The organism is Caballeronia sp. ATUFL_M2_KS44 (genome assembly GCF_023630965.1).
GTDB classification, from domain to species: Bacteria; Pseudomonadota; Gammaproteobacteria; order Burkholderiales; family Burkholderiaceae; genus Caballeronia; species Caballeronia concitans.
Window position 1 is genome coordinate 38,598 of the sequence record NZ_JALQEA010000060.1, and the last position, 21,078, is coordinate 59,675.

17 protein-coding genes are annotated in these 21,078 nt (G+C 61.8%); 10 read left to right on the forward strand and 7 right to left on the reverse strand.

Features of this window, described 5'->3' with window-relative positions; translation table 11 throughout:
* The first annotated feature begins 115 nt into the window (after positions 1-115).
* From NCR39_RS26265 to NCR39_RS26275, 3 genes are all read left to right on the forward strand, one after another.
* Positions 116-1,348, forward strand: a complete 1,233-nt coding sequence (locus NCR39_RS26265; RefSeq protein ID WP_250455360.1) for an NAD(P)/FAD-dependent oxidoreductase — start codon at positions 116-118, stop codon at positions 1,346-1,348.
* Positions 1,349-1,496: 148 nt separating this feature from the next.
* A complete protein-coding gene (locus NCR39_RS26270; protein WP_284507375.1) occupies positions 1,497-1,784 on the forward strand; it encodes a DUF4148 domain-containing protein in 288 nt (95 codons plus the stop codon).
* 121 nt (positions 1,785-1,905) lie between these two features.
* Entirely contained in the window at positions 1,906-2,337 is a 432-nt protein-coding gene (locus NCR39_RS26275) for a PRC-barrel domain-containing protein (protein WP_250455401.1), read from the forward strand.
* 397 nt (positions 2,338-2,734) lie between these two features.
* On the opposite strand, the gene NCR39_RS26280 is transcribed toward NCR39_RS26275, so the two are convergent.
* Positions 2,735-3,412 carry a GntR family transcriptional regulator gene (locus NCR39_RS26280; RefSeq protein WP_250455361.1) on the reverse strand — a complete coding sequence of 226 codons (678 nt, stop codon included), beginning with the start codon at positions 3,410-3,412 and terminating at the stop codon, positions 2,735-2,737.
* 312 nt (positions 3,413-3,724) lie between these two features.
* On the opposite strand from NCR39_RS26280, the gene NCR39_RS26285 reads away from it, so the two are divergent.
* The 3 genes from NCR39_RS26285 (at position 3,725) to NCR39_RS26295 (ending at position 9,862) form a co-directional block, all read left to right on the forward strand.
* Positions 3,725-5,971 carry an alpha/beta hydrolase domain-containing protein gene (locus NCR39_RS26285; protein ID WP_250455362.1) on the forward strand — a complete coding sequence of 749 codons (2,247 nt, stop codon included), beginning with the start codon at positions 3,725-3,727 and terminating at the stop codon, positions 5,969-5,971.
* A 37-nt stretch (positions 5,972-6,008) separates the two neighbouring features.
* Positions 6,009-6,758 carry a hypothetical protein gene (locus NCR39_RS26290; RefSeq protein WP_250455364.1) on the forward strand — a complete coding sequence of 250 codons (750 nt, stop codon included), beginning with the start codon at positions 6,009-6,011 and terminating at the stop codon, positions 6,756-6,758.
* A 401-nt stretch (positions 6,759-7,159) separates the two neighbouring features.
* A complete protein-coding gene (locus tag NCR39_RS26295) occupies positions 7,160-9,862 on the forward strand; it encodes a PAS domain-containing hybrid sensor histidine kinase/response regulator (RefSeq protein ID WP_250455367.1) in 2,703 nt (900 codons plus the stop codon).
* Here NCR39_RS26295 and NCR39_RS26300 read toward each other — a convergent pair.
* The 6 genes from NCR39_RS26300 to NCR39_RS26325 form a co-directional block, all read right to left on the reverse strand.
* Positions 9,859-10,407 (reverse strand): phosphonate degradation HD-domain oxygenase, encoded by a 549-nt coding sequence (locus NCR39_RS26300; protein WP_250455369.1) that lies wholly within the window; start codon positions 10,405-10,407, stop codon positions 9,859-9,861. The two genes, NCR39_RS26295 and NCR39_RS26300, sit on opposite strands and share 4 nt — an antisense overlap.
* 12 nt (positions 10,408-10,419) lie before the next feature.
* Complete coding sequence (gene phnV / locus NCR39_RS26305) at positions 10,420-11,262, reverse strand: 2-aminoethylphosphonate ABC transport system, membrane component PhnV (RefSeq protein ID WP_250455371.1); 843 nt, start codon at positions 11,260-11,262, stop codon at positions 10,420-10,422.
* Entirely contained in the window at positions 11,252-12,154 is a 903-nt protein-coding gene (locus NCR39_RS26310) for a 2-aminoethylphosphonate ABC transporter permease subunit (protein ID WP_502800285.1), read from the reverse strand. Before NCR39_RS26310 ends, phnV begins: the two co-directional genes overlap by 11 nt.
* Positions 12,132-13,139, reverse strand: a complete 1,008-nt coding sequence (gene phnT / locus NCR39_RS26315; RefSeq protein ID WP_250455403.1) for a 2-aminoethylphosphonate ABC transport system ATP-binding subunit PhnT — start codon at positions 13,137-13,139, stop codon at positions 12,132-12,134. The genes NCR39_RS26310 and phnT overlap by 23 nt, the downstream gene beginning before the upstream one ends.
* 77 nt (positions 13,140-13,216) lie before the next feature.
* Positions 13,217-14,308 carry a 2-aminoethylphosphonate ABC transporter substrate-binding protein gene (gene phnS, locus NCR39_RS26320; RefSeq protein ID WP_284507374.1) on the reverse strand — a complete coding sequence of 364 codons (1,092 nt, stop codon included), beginning with the start codon at positions 14,306-14,308 and terminating at the stop codon, positions 13,217-13,219.
* A gap of 128 nt (positions 14,309-14,436) precedes the next feature.
* On the reverse strand, positions 14,437-15,204 hold the full coding sequence (locus NCR39_RS26325) for a DUF2278 family protein (protein ID WP_250455375.1): 768 nt from the start codon (positions 15,202-15,204) through the stop codon (positions 14,437-14,439).
* 165 nt (positions 15,205-15,369) lie between these two features.
* On the opposite strand from NCR39_RS26325, the gene NCR39_RS26330 reads away from it, so the two are divergent.
* The 4 genes from NCR39_RS26330 to NCR39_RS26345 all read left to right on the forward strand — a co-directional run bounded on the left by NCR39_RS26330 (position 15,370) and on the right by NCR39_RS26345 (position 21,054).
* Positions 15,370-17,040: a purple acid phosphatase family protein gene (locus tag NCR39_RS26330; RefSeq protein ID WP_250455377.1), complete on the forward strand. Its 1,671-nt coding sequence runs from the start codon at positions 15,370-15,372 to the stop codon at positions 17,038-17,040.
* A 172-nt stretch (positions 17,041-17,212) separates the two neighbouring features.
* A complete protein-coding gene (locus tag NCR39_RS26335; RefSeq protein ID WP_250455379.1) occupies positions 17,213-18,763 on the forward strand; it encodes a methyl-accepting chemotaxis protein in 1,551 nt (516 codons plus the stop codon).
* Positions 18,764-18,866: 103 nt separating this feature from the next.
* Positions 18,867-20,666 (forward strand): GGDEF domain-containing protein, encoded by a 1,800-nt coding sequence (locus tag NCR39_RS26340; RefSeq protein ID WP_250455381.1) that lies wholly within the window; start codon positions 18,867-18,869, stop codon positions 20,664-20,666.
* Between the two features lie 103 nt (positions 20,667-20,769).
* Positions 20,770-21,054, forward strand: a complete 285-nt coding sequence (locus tag NCR39_RS26345; RefSeq protein ID WP_250455383.1) for a hypothetical protein — start codon at positions 20,770-20,772, stop codon at positions 21,052-21,054.
* Positions 21,055-21,078: the final 24 nt, after the last annotated feature.

The window sequence follows — 21,078 nt, forward strand, 5'->3', positions numbered from 1 at the left end:
GCATGCGTCATGCAAGGGCGCATCGCGTATTTCGTTCAGCGCTGCCGCGCCTCCGGTCTCGCGACGCACAGGCGACGGATTATCATGCGGGCGATGTGTCTTCAAAGGGCAACGCATGGACTTCGATGCAATCGTATTGGGCGGTGGAATCGTCGGAACGTCGGTCGCCGTGCATCTTCAGCGCCGTGGCGTGAAGGTGGCGCTCGTTGACCGCAGACCGCCCGGCAACGAGACTTCCCTTGGCAACGCCGGAATCATTCAGCGCGAGGGCGTGTACCCGTACGCCTTTCCTCGCGACCTTGCCACTCTCGCGAGATATGCAGGCAACCGAGCGACTGACGTGAGGTATCACCCATCGGCGATGCCGAAATTGATGCCGTTTCTTTTCCGCTATTGGTATCACTCGCGCGCCGACCGCCATGCGGACATCGCTAAAACTTACTCCACGCTCATCGCGCATAGCGTCTCGGAGCATCGCGAGCTAATCGAGGCAGCGAACGCCCAATCGCTTCTGAGAACAAACGGCTGGCTGAACGCGTTCCGAACGACCAAGGCCTTTGAACTGGCATTAGCGGAGGCTTCGCGTTGGCGGGAAGAGTACGGCATCCCCTTTGAAGCGCTCTCGATTGACGCGCTACACCGGGCGGAGCCTTCGCTTGGTTCCTCGCTACTGGCAGCTATTCGATACACCTCCGCAGACTCCGTGAGCGATCCGTCGGCGCTCGTCACGGCCTACGCGAAACTGTTCGAGAAGCTGGGCGGCACTGTTTGCATTGGCGATGCATCGACGTTCGAACAAGGATGGAAAGTCAGCACGGAACCTGGCGTCATTACCGCGAAGCAAGCCGTCCTTGCGTTGGGACCATGGTCAGGGGATTTGACCACGAAGCTCGGTTACAGGTTGCCGCTTGAAGTCAAACGGGGCTACCACATGCATTACGCGTCGAAGTCCGGAGCGGCCTTGAATCAGCCTGTTCTCGATGCTGAAATCGGTTACGTCCTGACGCCGATGACCCGAGGCGTCCGGCTAACTACCGGCGTGGAACTGGGCTACCGGGATGCGCCGAAAACGCCGGTGCAACTGGCGGCAGTCGAGCCTTTCGCTCGCGAAACGTTTCCGCTCGGCGAGCGCCTCGATGCCGAGCCGTGGCTCGGGCGCCGTCCGTGCACGCCTGACATGATGCCTGTTATCGGCCCGGCGCCGCATCATGCCAATCTATGGTTCGCCTTCGGTCACGCGCATCATGGTCTGACGCTGGGGCCGATTACCGGACGGATCATCGCTGAACTCATGACCGGCGAGACTCCGCTCGTGGACCCAAGCCCGTTCCGTGCGGACCGGTTTTGATTGAATGGCGATGCGCTTCGAATTACCCGGAATGCGTTTTGCTCAACGCCGATATAAGCAACGACGAGGAGGCGAATATGGCAGACCAACATAAGCGCGCGGCGACTCATTGCGAGTAGCCATCGTGCGCGCAATATGCAAACACTTGCTGATCGCCTTTGCGTCGGCATCCTTGCTCGCCGGTTGCGTCGTCGGCGAGATGCCGCCGCCAGGAAGGTATCTCACTGACGGCGAGTGCCGCGACCTGACTGCGCTGAAGACGAATGCGAACCCCACGATGGCTGAACATCAGTCGGAGTTGGCCGCGTTGCGAAAAGCGGGATATGACCCATCCCCGTTCTGGGACGACCCTTACTATCCCGAGGACTTGCAGGCCGCACAGCGCCTCGTCGACTACTGGTTTCAGCACGAATGCACGCCGATACGCACGCAGTGAACCGGTGACCGGCCGTCACGCGCCACGAACATGGCTGCTCGATGCGAATCGATGGCGGAAGCCCGGCACTAGGCCTGTTCTTTGCACCACGGTTCAGCCAATCAATAACGGAGGAAAATCCATGAAATCGCTGCGATGCCTCGCACTCGCTACCGCAATCGGCGCTGCAAGCCTGGGCGCTCAGGCCCAGGTTGCCGGGACTCAACCGCTGAGCGTCACGGTCGAGCAATCTCAAGCGCTGCTTCAGGGCTGGAGCACGAAGAAGAGCATCCTGGGAAAGGCTGTCTACAACGACAAGAACGAGAAGATCGGTTCGATCAAGGACCTGGTGGTGTCGCCGGACGCAACGGTTTCTGCCGCCATCATCTCGACGGGCGGTTTCCTGGGCGTGGCCACGCATGACGTGGCCGTGCCGATCGCTTCTCTGGACATTCGCAACGGCAACTTCTATCTGGCGGGCGCCACGAAAGACGCGCTCAAGAATACGCCCGAATTCGAGTACAACAAGGTGAAAGCGCCGCCGAAGCCGCATAAGCTCAAAGACACGCAATAATCGCGGAAAAGACGAAGCCCCGGCCGATGTTCGGACCGGGGCTTCGCGTACCCTCTTGCGTGGTAACTTCGTACAACACTTCTCGCGTCAACTTCCCCGTAACGACTCAATGCCAAATCGGAGCGATGAAACACGAGTCGCTACAGCGACGACCGGTGGTCCGGAAAAGAGTATAGGCAGGCCGGCATGCTCGGTGACTTTCCTTCGCGACTCGTCGTTTCGTTTCATCGCCACGGAAAGAAGTGTACGGGTCCGGCGTGGACTGCGAAACGTCGAACAGAGGCAGAAGTAGCACGCTTTCCGCACAAAAGAATCACGCTTCGCAACCGATGAGGCGGCCGGCAGAGGCACGTACTTGAGTGCTGCCCTCGCCCGGTTCCATGCGATGTCATCGCCTTCATCCCACGTTCGCCTGCGCCTGCACTTGCGCGAGCGCCGCGATGAGATCGCCGAAGCGCTCGCCTTGCACGACGATATGTCCGCGCAACGCGGCGGCGGCGGCATCGCCATCACCGCCGGCGAGCGCATCGACCACCGCCTGATGCTCCCCGAACGATTCGTTCATGCGGCCTTTCACGCGCAACTGCAAACGCCGGTAAGGACGCAGCAGCTTGTGCAGCGCCTTGGCCTGATCGCGCAGATAAGTGTTGTGACTCGCTTCGTAGATGAGGCAGTGGAAGCGCTCGTTGAGGTGATAGTAGCCGTCCGTGTCGCCGGCATCGTGCGCGGCCTGACACGCGAAGTGCGACGCGCGCAGCGCCTCGATCTGTTCGGGACTCATGCGTCTTGCGGCAAGACGCCCGCACATGGCCTCCAGTTCGGCCATGACTTCGAACATCTCGACCAGGCGATCCAGACTGATCTTCGCAACCACCGCGCCATGACGCGGCCGCATCTCCACCATGCCCGCCGCTTCGAGTTGCAGGAGCGCTTCGCGCACCGGCGTCCTCGACATCTGAAAGCGCGCGGTCAGCTCCGCTTCGTCCAGCGGCGCGCCGGGCAGAAGCGCGCCCGTCGCGATGTCTTCCTCGATGGATTCACGCAATTGGTCCGCGCGCGTGAGCTTGTTCGACATGGCGTTTTCCTCGGTGGCGATGAACGCAGACAACGTTCAAAGATACGCGTAAACGCTAGTAGGAAATGCGATTAAGCGAATTATAAATACATAAAAAGGCGTTGCGTATATTTAAGCATTCCAAAGCCTTACGTGATTTTTTCAGTATCACCCGCATTCCTTCCCGCGCGCTCGCCCGGCGTAAGCCAGCCCATCCGACGCGCCTGCACGTCCCGCATTCTAGAGACTCGCGGCCGTATCGAACGGTCCGCTGGCACGACGCCCGAAGGCAGTCTGTTGGGAGACACGACGATGAGATCACGATATGTAGGAATGCTATTTACTGCCAGTGTTTTCGCTGCGATCACGAGCGGATGCGGCCACAGCGACGACCACGGTCCATCGCCCACGGACAAGGGCGCGGGCTTCATCAACAGCTTCCAGATCATTTCCAGCGCGCCCGCGTTCGGCGGTGCGACACCTGCGGGCGCGGCGGGACCGTATCAGGTCATCACCGCCGTGGTGCACGGCGAACTCGATCCGAACAATCCGCTCAATGCGGGCATCGTGAACATCAAGAATGCGCCGAAGGGCGCGGATGGCTATGTCGCGTATGCGACCGATGTCGTCATCCTGCGTCCGGCGAGCGCATCGAACGCGAAGCGCGTGCTCTTCTACGACGTGGTGAATCGCGGCAGCAAGATCGGCGATGCGTCGTTCATCGGCGGCGGCGCGCTCGATACGGGCGCAGCGCCCCCGGCGACGTTTCCTTCGTTGCTGCGTAACGGCTGGACGATTCTCTGGAGCGGCTGGCAAGGCGATGTGCCGCTCAACGGCACGAGCGCGCTCGCGGGCGCGGGCCTGCTCGGCACGAGCTTTCCGGTCGCGACCAATCCCGATGGTTCGCCCATGACCGCCTTCTCGCGCGAGGAGTTCATTCCCGACTACGCGGGCGGCAATCCCACGCAGATTCCGCTCACCTATCCGCCCGCCGATCTCAACGACAAGACCTCGGTGACCTTCACCGCGCGGCAGTCGTGGCTCACGGCATACGGCAGCATTCCGGGAGGCGTGGAGACGTATAGCGCGCCATCGGTGCCCGTCACGTCATGGAGCTACGCGAGCACGCCCAACAACGTCTACGAAGGCAATTACTCGGTGACCTTCAGCCCGCCTTCGACCGTGCCGGGACCGAATGGCCAGAGCGTCGCGCCCGATGCAGGCACGATCTACAGCTTCGTGTACAAGGCCGCCGCGCCGACCGTCGATGGCATCGGCTTCGCGGCGCTGCGCGATCTCGTGTCCTTCCTGCGCTACGAGAACACGGATGCGCAGGGCGTCGCCAATCCGCTCAACGATCTGAAGGGCGCAGCCTGCGTGGCCACGACGTGTTCCACGAGCACGAACTTCGATATCGCCGTGGGCGAAGGCATTTCGCAATCCGGCCGCTTCATGAAGGACTTCCTGTATCAGGGCTTCAACGCGGACAAGAACGGCAAGATCGTCTTCGATGGCATGTTCCCCATCATCTCCGCCGCGCGCCGCACGTGGACCAACGCGGCCTTCGCGCAGCCGGGCCGCTGGTCCAAGCAGCATGAGGATCACTTCATGCCGGGCTTCCAGTTCCCGTTCAGCTATGCAGTGATGACGGACCCCGTGAGCGGCACGACCGATGGCCTGCTCAAGCAATGCACCGCGACCAATACGTGCCCGAAGATCATGCAGCTCGACGGCGCGTTCGAATGGTGGGGCGGCGGCGCATCGCTGGTCGTGACCGATGGGCGCGGCAACGACATCCAGCTTCCGCAGAACGTGCGCTATTACCTCGTGCCGGGCACGCAACACGGCGGCGGCAGCGGTGTGACCACGGGCAACATGACCTTGCCGGTCGCGGGCAGTCAGTGCCAGTTGCCCGGTTCGCCCGTGGAAGAAACGCCGGTCGAACGCGCGCTGATTCCCGCGCTCGTCGCGTGGGTGGGACAAAACACGCCGCCGCCTGCATCGCAGTATCCGACGGTGGCATCGGGCAATCTTGTCGCACCGACGCAAACGGCGACGGGCTTTCCGAATCTCGCGAACGTGACCGTGCCGAGCGGACCCAGCGCCACGCCGACACCGCTCAAGCTCACGTTCAACGGTGAGTACAACCAGCTCTTCGTGACCGACTACAGCACGGCGACGCCCTTGGTGAACACGGCGCAGCAGTACACCATCCTCGTGCCGAAGGTCGATGCGAACGGCAACGAAACCACCGGCGTGGCCGTGCCGGACGTGAGCGTGCCGCTCGCGACCTACACGGGCTGGAACTATCGCGGCCAGGGTCATGCGATCGGCGACGGCTGCATCTCCAACGGCGCGGCGATTCCGCTCGCGGTGAACGCGGCGGGTCAGGCGGGCGGCGTCGATTCGCGCGCCACGCTCCAGACGCTCTACGGCGGCAGCCGGTCGCGCTATCAGTCGGCGGTCGCGGCGGCGGCGAACGCGCTCGTCAAGCAGGGCTATCTGCTGCAGGACGATGCGAACAACGTCTTCATCACGAATGCGTCGCAGGTCTCGCCGACCTTGCTGCCGCAACCCTGATCCGATGAAAAAACGCCTTGTTTCAAGTATCGGAGCGATGTTGGTGGCGTCGTGCGGCGGCGGTGGCGGCGGGGACAGCAGTGCGCCGCCGCCGCCCGCACCGGCCGCGACCGCCTATCAGAACAGCGTGCTGCTCGGCGACACGACAGCCGTCTCGCTCTCGATCATGCCCGCGACGACGACATCGAATGCGTCGCTTGCAAGCCCCATCGCCGCGCCGTTCGTGGTGGCGGGCAATAACGCGCTCGCATCGCTCTATCGGCCGTCCAGCTATGCGGGCGCGGGCATCGCCTGCGTATCCGCGCCGACCAACAGCATCGGCACTGTCGTCAACGTGAACGCGGGCGTGAACATCAAGAGCGTCGCGGCATTGTTGAATGCGGGATGGAGTCTCGTGCCGAACGCGACGGCGACCTGGAGCACGTTCGGCGCGAGCGCGAAGGTGTTCGATGGCTGGGAGAACTGCGGCGCGAAGGCGGAAGGCAGCCCGTCGCCCGCATCGACGCTGACGGTGAACGCGGACGGCAGCTTCTCGGACAACGTGTTCGACGGCAATCCCTCGACGACCGTGCGCATCGTCGATCAAGCCTTCAGCGCGACGCAGGCAAGCGCCATGCTCTCGGATGCCGGCCTCGCCGATACGAGCCAGCCGAACGCGCCGCAGACCATCCGCCTGCACATCTATCAAAACGCGGCGAACCAGACGGTACTCGTCGAACAGGCCATACCGGCGAGCGGTGCGAGCACCGATCATCCCGGCTATGTGGCGATCTACTTCGCGCGCTGAGCGCTGACGAGGGCCGTCGCCGCGCGCGTTGTGCAGCGCTTATCGAAAGCGCGCATCCGTTGTCGCTCCCGAATCTGCAACGCACGCTCATCGGCTGCGTCGCGTGCGGCCATGCCAAGGCACGCGCACTGCTGATACAACTCCCCTGATCGCATCGTCTTGAGGCTGCTACGCAGCCTCTGCCCCTTGCTGGCTGTCGACGAGGATCGACGATGCCTTCGTCGCCCGAGCAAGACGTCACGTCGACAATTCAGCCAGTCGAGACCCACGGACACGCGCTATGACGCGCCTTCGTCCCACACGCGGCCCCTCCATTGCTGATTACAAGTTGCAAGAACAAAAGTGGGACACAATCTGTCGAGTCAGTTCGACTGTCCATTCAGGCCCGTATAGGAGTTGTAATGTCGGTTCGCTCAATACCCTCCCCGTTCGCCCTTGAGCCCGATTTCCGACTTCTATTCGAGGCCACGCCCGTTCCCTACCTGATTCTGACGCCCGATTTCATCATGGTTGCCGCTAATGAGGCGCGGCTGCGCGCCACCATGTCGACGCGCGCGCAGATTCTGGGGAAGAACGTGTTCGAGGTATTTCCCGATAATCCCGACGATCCCACCGCCACCGGTGTCCGCAATCTCCGTGCTTCCCTGTCGCGAGTGCTCAGGAACAAGGTGCCCGATGCAATGGCGGTGCAAAGATACGATATTCCCGTGCGTGATTCGGCCGAAGAAGAATTCGAAGTACGCTACTGGAGTCCGCTGAACACGCCGATACTGGATTCCTCGGGAGAGGTCGTCTACATCATTCATCAGGTCGAAGACGTCACGGAACGCGTACTGAAACAACAGGCCATTGAAGAAAGCGAAGCCCGCTTTCGGGAAATCGCCAACGCGATGCCTCAAATGGTGTGGTCGACTTCCCCCGAAGGCGATCACTACTACTACAACAAGCAGTATTTCGATTTCACGGGTGTCTCCCCGGATTCGACGACTGGGGAAAGATGGGGCAACGTACTACACCCGGACGATCAGGAGCGCGCTTCGCAGGAATGGGGAAAGTCCCTTTCCACCGGCGATCCTTACCAGATCGAATATCGCGTGCGGCATCGGTCGGGCGAATATCGATGGGTGCTTGCGCGGGCGCTGCCTATCCGCGACGAATCCGGCCACGTCTTGCGCTGGATCGGATCAAGCACGGACGTCCACGAGCAAAGACTCGCTGAAGAGGCGCGTGTCAAATCGGAATCCAAGTTCCGGAAGATTGTCGAATCCGACATCATCGGCATCTACGAATTCGATTCCATCGGCAGAATAACCGCAGTGAATGAGAAATTCCTGCATATGCTCGGCTACACGCGGGACGAGTTCGACCAGCACGGTTTGTCCTGGCGTTCGCTCACGCCCGCCGAATGGGAAAAGCCGGACGCATGTGCGTTGGAAGAACTCGAATCCAAAGGAAGAACGCGGCCCTTCGAAAAAGAGTACTTCAGGAAGGATGGTGCGCGCTTACCGGTCTACATCGGCGCAGCGACGCTTGGAAACACCGACGCCGAAGCGATTGCCTATGTTCTCGATATATCGGAACTGAAGAAAGCGCAGTCCGATGTGCGCGAAAGCGAAATCCGCTTCCGGGCACTCGCTGAAAACATTCCGCAACTGGCCTGGATGGCGAATAGCGACGGGTCGATCTTCTGGTTCAACAATCGCTGGTTTCAATATACGGGCACGACGCTGGAGGAGATGCAGGGCTGGGGCTGGCGCAGAGTGCATCATCCCGACTATGTAGAAGCCGTCACGGCCAAGTATTACAACAGCATCGTGGTAGGCAAACTCACTTGGGAAGATACGTTTCCGCTGCGCAGTGCGGATGGACGATATCGCTGGTTCCTGTCTCGCGCAGTGCCTATCCGCGATGAACACGGGAATGTCGTGCGATGGTTCGGTTCCAATACGGACGTGACGGATCAGCGTCAGGCAGAAGAAGCATTGCAGCAGGAAAACCGCCGCAAGGACGAGTTCCTCGCAATGCTCGCCCATGAACTGCGCAATCCGCTCGCACCCATTAGCACGGCCGCTCAACTTCTCGTATTGGGCGATCGCAACGAACATGACGTCAGGCGATCCAGCGACATCATTTTCCGTCAGGTAAAGCATCTCACCGAGTTAGTCGATGATCTGCTGGACGTCTCTCGCGTGACGCGCGGTCTCGCCACCATAGACAAGGAAGAAGTGAGTATCAAGGAGATCATCAACAGTGCGATCGAACAGGCCCGGCCGTTGATCGAGGCAAGACAGCACGACTTGACTATTCAACTCACTTCAACGAACGCGGTCGTATTGGGCGATCGTACGCGCCTCATTCAGGTCGTGGCCAATCTCTTGAACAACGCTGCGAAATACACACCGAGAGGAGGAAAGATCGAACTCGTCATGAAAATGACCGGCTCGCTCGTGTGCATTGACGTGATAGACAATGGAACGGGAATCGACGCAAAGCTACTCCCGCATGTGTTCGAGCTATTCACGCAGGCGGAACGTACACCCGACCGCATTCAGGGCGGACTCGGCCTCGGACTCGCCTTGGTCAAAAGCATCATGGATTTGCACGGCGGCACCGTGACAGCAAAGAGCGATGGCCTCGGCAAAGGAAGTGTGTTTCTCGTGACGCTGCCGATTCTGGAAACTAACAGGTTAATCGCCGAGCGCCCTCTTGCTTCGGTCGAAGATCATGCCACGATCAATCCGCTGCGGATTCTGATCGTCGACGACAACGAAGACGGAGCGGAATCGCTGGCGACGCTGCTTCGACTGGGAGGACATGACGTCGCGACGCGCCATACCGCGCTTGCCGGACTCGAAGAAGCAAGTTCTTTTCTTCCGCAGGTCTTCATTCTGGATATCGGGTTGCCGGATATGGACGGATACGAACTCGCGCGGCGCCTGCATCTGGACTCAAAGAACGATCATGCCTTGTTTGTCGCGCTGTCCGGCTACGGGCAGGCGCACGACAAAGTGCTCGCCAAAGGCGCCGGCTTCGATCATTACTTCATCAAGCCGATCGACATCGGCGCGTTGCAAAAGGCGCTCGCGTTAGTGGATAGCCGTTAGCTCGACGCGACTCGCCTCACCACCGCCATGTAATGATCGATCGAAGGCGTCTTGCGCGTGGGCGACTTCGCGAGATCGTCCCATCGGCGGAGCGCGAGCGCATCGTGCGAATACGGTTTCGACATGAAAGCGGCCGCCTGTTTCTCGTCGAACACGCCGCCTTGCAGCTTCAGGCTGCGCACGGAATCTGCCGAGAGATTGCCGACATACTCGGCATCGATCGCGCACAGGCAGCGCTTCGCATCGACATGAAGACGGATCGGTTCGAGCACGGCATCGCCGAATAAGGGCCGCAAAAAAGGCAGCGCGTAATACTGATGAAGATCGTCGATGCCCCGCTTGCTCGGCGTATCGCCTTGCAGGTTAATCAAGTGCCCGAGATCGTGAAGCAGGGAAGCCGCGACGAGCGCATCATCCGCGCCGGCTTCTTCCGCGAGCGCCGCGGTCTGCAATGCGTGCTGCAACTGCGTGACCGGTTCGCCGCTATATGCAATGCCGCCGTGCCGTTCGAAGAGATGCCGGATATCGGCGAGTGAGAGTGACATGCGATCCTTCAGCTATCGATTGATGCGCAATCGCGGCGCCTTCGCGGCGATCAGCAGCAGCGCGGCCAGCGACACGCCGAGCAGAATCAACGAGAGCGCCGACGCCGGCAAGTAATAGCCGCGATTCACCTGCCCGACGACGACGATCGGCACCGTCGCGAACCCCGGCGGATACACGGTGAGCGTCGCGCCGAGTTCGCCGAGCGACAACGCGAACGCGAGCGCGAGGCTCGCGCGAACGGCCGGCACGAGTTGCGGCAGCACCACGCGCACGAGCACCATCGCGGGCGGCGCGCCGAGACTCGCCGCTGCTTCGCGCAGCACGGTCAGTTCGGGGCGCAACGCCGCAGCCGCGCATCGATAACAAAACGGCAGCACGAGCGCCAGTTGCACGAGCACGACGATAGCCGCCGAGCCCGAAAGATCGAGCGGCTTCTTGTGATACGCGATCAACACCGCGAGGCCGAGCACGACGCTCGGCACGCCGTTGGGCATCATCGCGATCATGTCGACCCACGCGCCGACGCCGCGCCGGTCGCGTCCTTCCAGCGCAAGCGCGAGCCAGAGACCGAGCACGGTGCCGAGCACGGCGACGCCGAAGCCGACTTCGAGGCTCGTGGTGACGGCGTCGAAGTCGCTGCTGCTCAGTCGCTCGAACCAGCGCAGGCTGAAGCCATCGGGCAACACGGTTCCCGACCAGTGCGACGCGACGCTCGACAACGCCACGACGACCACCGGCAACACGAAGAGCCACACGCAAAGCAGCGCCGCGATGCCCGCGACCAGCCACGCGCCCACGCGCCTCGCGGAAAACGATCTTGCAGCCGATGCGCGCAGTTGCCATTCAGCGGCCATCACGTCCTCCCGCGCGCACGTTCACGCGCCGATACAACGCATAGAGCGACAGCGACATCGCGAGCATCGCAACCGCGCCTGCCGATGCTGTCGGCAAGTCGAGATCGACGGTGGCCGCGCTATAGATCGCGGTCGGCAACGTGATGAGATGCGCGCTGCCGAGCACGAGCAGAATGCCGAACTCGTTCAACGTCAGCAGAAAGCAGAGGATGGTGCCCGCCGCGATGCCCGGCCACGCGAGCGGCAGGATGACCTTGAACGCGACCATCGACGAATCCGCGCCCAGACTCTTCGCCGCTTCGACGAGCCGCATGTCGAGCGTTGCGAACGAGGCGAGCGTCGGACGCACGACGAACGGCGCGTAGAACACGACCTCTGCGAGGATCACGCCGCCGATGCCGAACAGGAAATCGAGCGGCGGCGCCTGAAGACCGAAGAGCTTCTGCATGCCGATACTCACGGACCCTTGCGAGCCATAAAGAAAGATCAGCGTGAACGCGACCAGAAACGAAGGGAACGCAACGAAGAGTTCGAGAAAGCGCGTGACCAGTTTCGCGCCGGGAAACGGCTTGAAAAACAGCATCGATGCGATCAGCACGCCGAGCAATGAAGCAAGCGTTGCGCTCGCGAAGAGAATGCCGAGCGTCGTGCCGATGACGCCGCGCGTCTCGGGATTGCCGAAGAACGCGGCATACGCATGCAGTGTCAAGCCGTGTGCGCCGGTGACGCTGAGCGCGGCCAGGCGCATGAGCGGATAGATGACGAGCGGCCCCAGCACCACGACGAGAATGCACCACAACTGCCACTGCGCACGGCGCGCGCGACGCGCCTTCGCTCGCGCATGCGCATCGCGATGGCCGGACAGCGCATCACTCGCCGACAAGGACGACATCTTCGACCTCATACTTCAAAGACACGCGCGCATTCTTTGCAGGCATGCGGCCGTGGCCGCGCTGCATCGAAACGAGCACGGGTTCGTCGGGCAGCGCATCGAGCACGACGGAGATCGACAACGCCGATCCATACCATTCGACCGATGCAATCGTGCCGTGCAAACGCGCATCGCCGAGCGGCACGATCGAAAGACACTCGGGACGAATGCACGCGAGCTTTTTGCGCTCGCCGTGACGCGCATCGCCGAGCGGGAACAGGATCGACGGCGGCAGCAGATTCGCCGCGCCGAGATAGCGCGCGACGAACGCATCGTTGGGCGCGTCGTACAGTTCGCGCGGCGTGCCGAGTTGCGCGATACGGCCATCGCGCATCAACAGCGTGCGGTCCGAGAGCACGAGCGCATCGTCGCGATCATGCGTGACGCAAACGATCGTGAGATTCGGCAGGCGCTCATGCAGCGCATTAAGCTCGCTTCGCACCGATGCACGCAGATTCGCATCGAGCGCGGAAAGCGGTTCGTCGAGTAACAGCACATCCGGCTCGATGACGAGCGATCGCGCCAGCGCAACGCGTTGCTGCATGCCGCCCGACAATTGCGCGGGCATGATGTGACCCGCGTCGCCGAGTTGCACGAGCTTGAGCGCATCGGTGACGCGCCGCGTGATGTCCGCCTTCTTCAAACGCCGCGCGCGCAAGCCGAACGCGACGTTATCGAATACGGAGAGATGCGGGAACAGCGCATAGCTTTGAAACAGCACGCCGAGATTGCGCTGAAACGGCGGCACATGCGTGAGATCGCGCCCCGCGACGGTGAGCCGGCCCGCGAGACCATCGGCATCGACGAATCCCGCGATGAAGCGCAGCAAGGTCGTCTTGCCGCAACCGCTGCGGCCGAGCACCGTGAGGAACTCGCCGCGCGCGATGGTGAGCGAGAGATCGTCGAGCACCGTGCGCGCGCCGAAGCGCACGCTCAAGTGCTCGATGCGAACGCCATCGAACGCGTGCTCATGCGCAAGCTCGTTAGCGTTCTCGCGGCTGCGCGGAGAAAGCGCGAGCGTGTTCACGACTTCGGCTTGACCACTTCGGTCTCTTTGCCCGAATTGCCGATCACGTCGTTTTTCCAGCGCGTCGTCCACGCGGCCTTCTTGTCCATCACATGATTCCAGTCGACCGGAATCAGCTTCACGCCCGCGATAGCCTGCTTGACGGTCTCGCCGTTCTTGCCCGTCAGCGGCACGTCGGTGCGGCCCGGAATGCCGTAGATGTCAGGCACTTTCGCCTGCACTTCCTTCGACATCAGATAGTCGACGAGCTTTTTGCCTTCGGTCTGATTCGGACCGCCCTTGATGAGGCCGATTGCATACGGAAGCTGGAACGTCGTCGGCGCGTCGCCCGGTTTCGCGGCGAGGAACACGGGCTTGAGCGAGAGGCCGCCGTTCGCGGCATCGTCGAGATCCATCTGCAAGTCGCCGTTGGCGAACGCAATCTCGTTACGCGAAAGCAGCACGTCGAGATAGCCCGTGCCTTTGGTATGGAATTTCGCGTGCTTCTCCAGATCGCGCAGATACGAGAACGCGTTGTCCTCGCCCATCAACGCACTCGTCAGGATGATGACCGCCATGCCGTCGCCCGCGGTCGCGGGATTCGAATATGCAATGCGACCGCCGTAATCGGGATGCAGCAAGTCCGCGAAGGTCTTCGGCGTGTTCTTCGTGACTTCCGGGTTGATCGCGAACGAGAAGTAGTTGTTCACGAACGTGGCCCACGATGCATCCGGCGCCTTCGCAATCGCGGGCACGTTCGCATAGTTCGCGCTCGCATACGGCTGCAGCAAGCCGCTTTGCGACGCCTGCTGAATGAACGGCGGCAGCGTCACGAGCACATCGGCTTTCGGCGAATCTTTCTCCACCGTTGCGCGATTCACGACTTCGCCGCTGCCCGCCGTGACAATATTCACCTTCACGCCTTCCTTCTTTTCGAAGGCAGGCAGCACGTCCTTGTAGAGATTCTCGAGACCGTCGGCGGTATAGAGAACGACGGCATCGGCCGCGAACGCGGACACCGGTGCAAGACCGGTCATGACCGCGCCGGCAACCGCGAGCGCGATACGCGCTGCTGGGATATGCACGGCGCCGAGACGATTTCGCTTCATGTTGCAGGATCTCCGAAAGGATGCGGACGCGCGCAGGATAAGAATCGATGCATCGCCAGCACGCTTGGTTCATCGTGCTGGCGACATCCTTCGAGCATCGCAGGCTTTCGTTACACCGGCGTGACTGTTCACGGCGTGCGCTTCACACTCGCATTCGATTGCAATATCGGATGCGACTCGCCGGGAATGGGCCGGCCGCGATTGTCGGTCGGCACGAGTTGCGTCTGGAACGCGACGAACAATGCCTGAAACTTGCCGTCCACTTCGACGATCACTGCACCGTCCTGGAACACGCCGTTCTCATTCGAATGATCCTTCACATGACTGCCCGGCGCGGGCTTCGGGTTGCCCTGATTCATGTGCGTTTCATGCAGGCCATCCTCGCCCGGCTCGAAGAGAAAGCCGAAGCCGTACACGGTCACGTCTTTCATGGGCTTCCATCCGAGGCGATTGTCGCGATAGCCTGGTGTCGGATAAACATAGTCGACACCATCGACGGACATGTCCAGTTGCAGCATCTCGTTCAACAGCGCGTTGATGTCGTTGTGCTCGTCCTTCGTATCGAGCGGGATGGGACGCATCGCGGTGAGATCGACGAGCCGCTTGTCATGCACATAGTCGAGTTTCGGAAAGCCCGTCGTCGTGACGCCCGCGGCGAGCTTGTCGAGGTCCCCATTCATCGGATGCTCGAAATGCTGGTTCCACACATAGAGCACGAGATAACCCGCTGGCCCGGTGAGCGAACTGTCGGACTTCACGTTCGTGACGATGCGAAACTCCTTGCCGCTCGGGTCTTCGCTGACGATCACATAATGCGGGTCGCCTTTGTAACCGTCCAGAAAGGGAACGCCGAGCGTGACCTTGCCTTTGAACACGACATACTCATTGCTTGCCATGCGTTTCTCCTTCTCGTGAAAACTCATTGGATGCGGGCATTGCCGCGCTGTTCCGTACGCTCGATTGAAACCTTCCGTAAGCTCTGTCATGGCGAGGTCACACGCCTGACCATAATGTCTGCGAGACGCGAACGTATCTGTTCCCCACACGGAGATTAAACGTCCATGGTCAAGAATAACCAGCAGGATGAGGCATCGATCGCATCCCGCCGGGGCTTCCTCAAGCTCGCGGGCGCTTCAGGGCTCGCTACCGCCGCGAATGTCATGAGCGGGCCGGCGCAGGCTCAAACGTCGAATGCTGATGGAACGCCTGAACAGGTTCACTTGACGTGGGGCGAAGATCCGACGAGCGAGGTTGTCGTGAGCTGGGCGTCGCTTGCGCAGGCGATCAAGCCGCGCGTACGCATCGTCGAACACAACGGCCACGCGCACGACATTCATGCCGTGCAGCGCACCTACACCGATGGTCTCAACGGCGAAACCGTCTTCACGTATCACGCACGGTTGCACGCGTTACGCGCCGACACGGCTTATCGCTACGAAGTCACCGCCGACAACGACAGCAACGCCGCGCAGCCCTTCAGCGCAACGTTCACGACCGCGCCGCGCGGACGCCGCACATTCCGCTTCACGAGTTACGGCGATCTGGCCACGCCGAACACGGGATGGGTGTTGTCGTCGCCGCAAAGCCGCTTCGCGGTGCAGGCCGTCGAACGATTCCAGCCGCTCTTTCATCTGCTCAACGGCGACCTCTGCTACGCGAACCTCAATCCCACGCATCAGCCTGAAGTGTGGCGCGACTTCGGCAACAACGCTCAGACATCGGCGGCGAACAGACCGTGGATGCCCTGCCCCGGCAATCATGAGATCGAGTTCAACAACGGCAAGCAGGGCTTCGATTCGTATCTCACGCGCTATACGCTGCCCGACAACGGCACGCATTTCCCCGGACGCTGGTACAACTTCAACGTCGGCTCGGTGCTCTTCATCTCGCTCGACGCCGACGATGTCGTCTATCAGGACGCCGCCGCGTTCGTCGCCGGTCCCGCGCCGCTCGCGCCCGCCGCGAGCACCGGCCATGCCGCGATCGCGCCCGGCACGTCGTTCTATGTGCGCGGATACAGCAACGGCGAACAGACGCGCTGGCTCGAACGAACCTTGCGCGAGGCATCGCATGACGACGACATCGACTGGATCGTCGTGCAGATGCATCAGGACGCGCTGAGTTCGTCAAAGACAGGCAACGGCTCGGACAAGGGCATCCGCGAGGCATGGCTGCCGCTCTTCGACCGCTATGGCGTGGACCTCGTGCTATGCGGTCACGATCACGACTACGAGCGCAGCCATCCGGTGCGCGGCTGCAATCATCACGCGGGCCGCGATGCAGTGACCGGCGAACGCGTCGATACCTTGCAGCCGCGTCCCGTGACGACGGCACAGCGCGCCAACGATCCGATCGACACGACGCACGGCACCATTCATCTGATACTCGGCGGCGGCGGCACGAGCGCGCCGCTCGACGTGTACGGCACCGATCCGGGCAATGGCCTGCCGCAAGCGCAAGTGTTCACGAAGCCGAACAGGCCCGTGCCCGGCGCGACGGCGGGTACGTTCGTGCGCCCTGTCGCCGATGCCGTCGAGGATGCGATCTGGTCCGCGCAACGCGATACCGGCACGGGATACGGCATCGCCGTGTTCGATGTCGATCCCGGCGAACGTGGCGGCAAGAGTTCGATCACGATGCGCTACTACCATGCACCGGGCGCGGACCAGACGCCCACCGGCGAGTACGAACTGTTCGAGACCATCGTGCTTGAGAAGACGTGCCGTACATGATTAGCGCATCGCGCGTGACATTGTCATCTCATGCGTGCACCAATGCGATGCATCGTGTCACAAACAATTCATTGAATTAAGCCCGTACATGGCCGTTAAAGCCTGCATCTGACGCGTGCCTGCAAACCATCGCCACGCGTTCGCCTTTGCCCTACCCCGATGCAGGAGCTTCATGCGTAACATCACGGTTCGAACTCATCTCATCATCGTCAGCATGGTCGCGGCGTTAGCGCTCGCTGCGGCCGGGACAGCCGGACTGCTCGCCGCATCGAACGGCACGGCTGCACTCAAGCGCATGTTCGAAGGGCGCGCGCAGTCATTGCAGAACATCTCCATCATCAACGAAGGCACTACCGAGACCACGTTCGCGATCAGCGATGCCATCCTCGATCCGTCGGCGGACAAGACGAAGCGCGTCGTGGATTCAGCGGCGAAGCGCATCGACCAGATCGACCGCATGATGCAGCAGTACCTCGCTCACGAACTCGACGCCGACGATCGCGCGCTTGCGAACCGCTTCGCAACCGACTGGCACGCACTGCGCGACAAGGGCTTTAAACCCGCGATCACGCTGCTTTCCGCGAATAATCTTTCGGAAGCGCAGTGGATTCAGACGCAGAGCATCGAGCCGATGTCGAAGAAGCTTCAGGACGATGGCCTGCAATTGAGGCAGCGGCAATTGACGGCCGCGCGTGATGAATACACTCGCTCGATCGTCGATGCACGCGTGCTTCAGGTCGTCGTACTCGTGCTGAGCGGTGTCGGTCTCGTGATCGTCGGCGTGTTGTGCGCTTCGCTTTCGCGCAACGTGCTGCGGCAACTCGGCGGCGAACCCGCCGTTGCCGCGCAGCTTGCGAATCGAATCGCATCGGGCGACCTGTCCACCGAAGTGCCCGCGAAGCATCCGCGCAGCCTGCTCTCCGCCATGGAAGCAATGCGCCAGCAACTCGCGACGATGATCGGCCAAATCAATTCGCTTACCGATGCCATGGCGCACACCACGGCGACGTTCGCGAACGGCAACACGAGTCTCTCGCTTCGCACCGAGCAACAGGCGGCGAGCCTGCAGCAGACATCGGCCAGTATCGACGAACTCGCCGCGATGGTCCGGGACAACGCGGGTCACGCATCGCGGGCGCGTTCGCTCGCCAACGCGGCGTCATCGCAAGCAAGAGACGGCGATAAAGCCGCGAAGGAAGCGGTCTCGCGCATGCGCGGTCTCGTCGAAAATTCCGCGCGCATTCGCGACATCACGTCCGTCATCGAAAGCATCTCGTTCCAGACCAATCTGCTTGCACTCAACGCAGCCGTCGAAGCGGCGCGAGCCGGCGCGCAAGGCCGAGGCTTCGCTGTCGTCGCTCAGGAAGTGCGCAGCCTTGCGAGCCGCACGGCGGCCGCCGCGCAAGAGATCGCATCGTTGATCAAGGGCATGACGTCGGAAGTGGACAACAGCGGTGTCGCCGTCGAGAAGGCGGGCAGCGCGACTTCGGGACTCATCGGCACGATGGACGGTCTCGTCGGCCTGATCGATTCGATTGCAAGTTCATCGGCGGATCAAAGCCGCGATCTCGACGAACTCAACGGCGCAATGTCGATGCTCGATCGCACCACGCAGGAGAACGCGGCCTTCGCACAGGACGGCGTGCAGGCCGCACAAGGTCTGCGCACGAAGGCCGAAGCCCTCACTTCGATGATGCGCGCATTCACACTCGAAGCGTGCTGAACGCACGCGTTCATCGCCTGCATGCCTCAGCGGTCCGATCATTCCGCTGAGGCATTTATTCAACGACTGCACCCTCGCGCGCGGGTGCGAATCGACGGTGGCTATGCCTTCTTCATCAGTGGAATGTGACACGAGCTTCGAGCCGGTCATCTCGCGGCTCATCGAATCGTGCGCGTTGAAAGCGCTGTTTCAGCCCATCGTGCGGCTGTCGGACGGCGCGGTCATCGGGCATGAAGGCCTCATACGCGGTCCCGCAGGCGGCGCGCTGGAGTCGCCGGTCGCCCTCTTCGCCCGCGCACACGATGAAGAGCTCGCCGTCGAACTCGAACGCGCCTCAGGCAAGGCATGCATCGACGCCTATTTCGGCAGCGCACCGAACGAGGACGCGCTTCTCTTCGTGAACTACAGCGCCGCGGCGATCAACTCGGCGCCGGACCGCGATGCGTTGCTCCTGCATGCCGATGCAAAGCGGCTCGTGATCGAACTGACCGAGCAGAGCCAGATTCCCGATCTCGATGTTTTCGCCGCCTCGGTCAATGCAGTGCGCGCGAGCGGCGCACGCTTCGCCGTGGACGATTACGGCGTGGCGAATGCATCGCTGAGCCTGTGGGCACATCTCGCGCCGCACTACGTCAAGGTCGATCGATACTTCATTCACGGCATCGCGCAGAACGCCGTCAAATTCGAAGCTGTCAAATCGATGGTGTCGTTCGCGAACGCGACAGGCACCTTGCTGATCGCGGAAGGCGTCGAAAGCCCGGCCGACTTGCGGATCGTGCGCGATCTCGGCATTCCCTTCGCACAAGGCTTCCTGCTTGGACGACCCTCGCAAATGCCGGCCACGCGTGTATCGGAGTCCGCCGCCGCGCTCCTCAGATCGCAACAGATCGCGGTCTATCCCGCGACGAAGCATCGCCGCGCCGACGTGCACGAGAGCGCGAATCAACTCGAAGCAATGCGCATCGAAGCGCCCACGCTCAAGCCCGAAGCGTGCAACGACGACGCCGTGCATCTCTTCAACACGTTGCCCTCCATTCATGCGCTCGCCGTGGTCGATAGCGAAGGCACGCCCATCGCGCTCATCAATCGCCGTTCGCTCATGGATCAATTCGCGCTGCCTTATCATCGCGAACTCTTCGGCAAGCGGGCGTGCATGCAGTTCGCCAATCGCGAGCCGGTGTCGATCGAGCGCACGGCCAGCATCGAAACCATCGCGACGCTATTGACCGACGACGAACAGCACGCGTTGTCCGACGGCTTCATCGTCGTGGATGACGGAAAGTACGTCGGATTGATCGCGGGCGCGAGCGCCGTGCGTGCCGTGACCGAACTTCGGCTCGAGGCCGCGCGCCACGCGAATCCGTTGACGTTCCTGCCCGGCAATCTTCCGTTGGGCGCGCATATCGCGCGTCTGATCGACAGCGGCGTTGCATTCGTCGCGTGCTACGCGGACCTCGATCACTTCAAGCCCTTCAACGATCGCTACGGCTATTGGCAAGGCGACGCCGTGCTGAAGGCCGCAGCGGACGCGCTCTCATCCGCGTGCGATCCTCATGGCGACTTTCTCGGCCACATAGGCGGCGACGACTTTCTGATTCTCTTTCAAAGCGGCGACTGGTATCAACGAATCAGCCGGGCCGCCGGTGAGTTCAACGAGAAGGTCCGTGGCTACTATTCCACCGAGGATCGCGCGGCGGGCGGCATCGTCGGTGAAGACCGGTTCGCGAGGCAAGCGTTCTTCGATTTCGTGAGGATGTCGGTTGGCGCCGTCGCCGTGAAGCCCGGCCAGTTGCGCGCGGCTGCGCAATTGAGCAAGGTCGCATCCATCGCGAAGCAGCGTGCGAAGCGCGACACCATCGGTATCGTCGTCATCGAATTCACTGACGACGGCGGCATCAACTGAAGTTCATGCGTATTCCCACGCGCTCGCAGCCGTCACATTGCTTACACACGCCGTCGCTATTCTGCGAACGCTGAAAGCATCGCCCACGCCCGACGGAGACGCAATGAATCACGTCAAGCAACGCCGCCTCGTCGCGGCGGGCCTCATCACGCTCGCGTGCGCAATCGTTGGCGGATGCGACAGCGAACACGACACGGCAGTCGACACACGCGCGGCCGCACCATCGCAAGCGGCGCAGACGGCATCCATGGCACCCACGGCACCGATGGCACAAACGAGCGAACTGCAGAACTGGGCGATGTCCGCAACGTCGCACACGAGTCAGCCCGCGCCCGCAGTGCCTTCGTCGAATGCCCTCGCTGCGCCCGTCATTCACACCGTCGACTGAAACTTCCTCCTTGCCCTCGATACC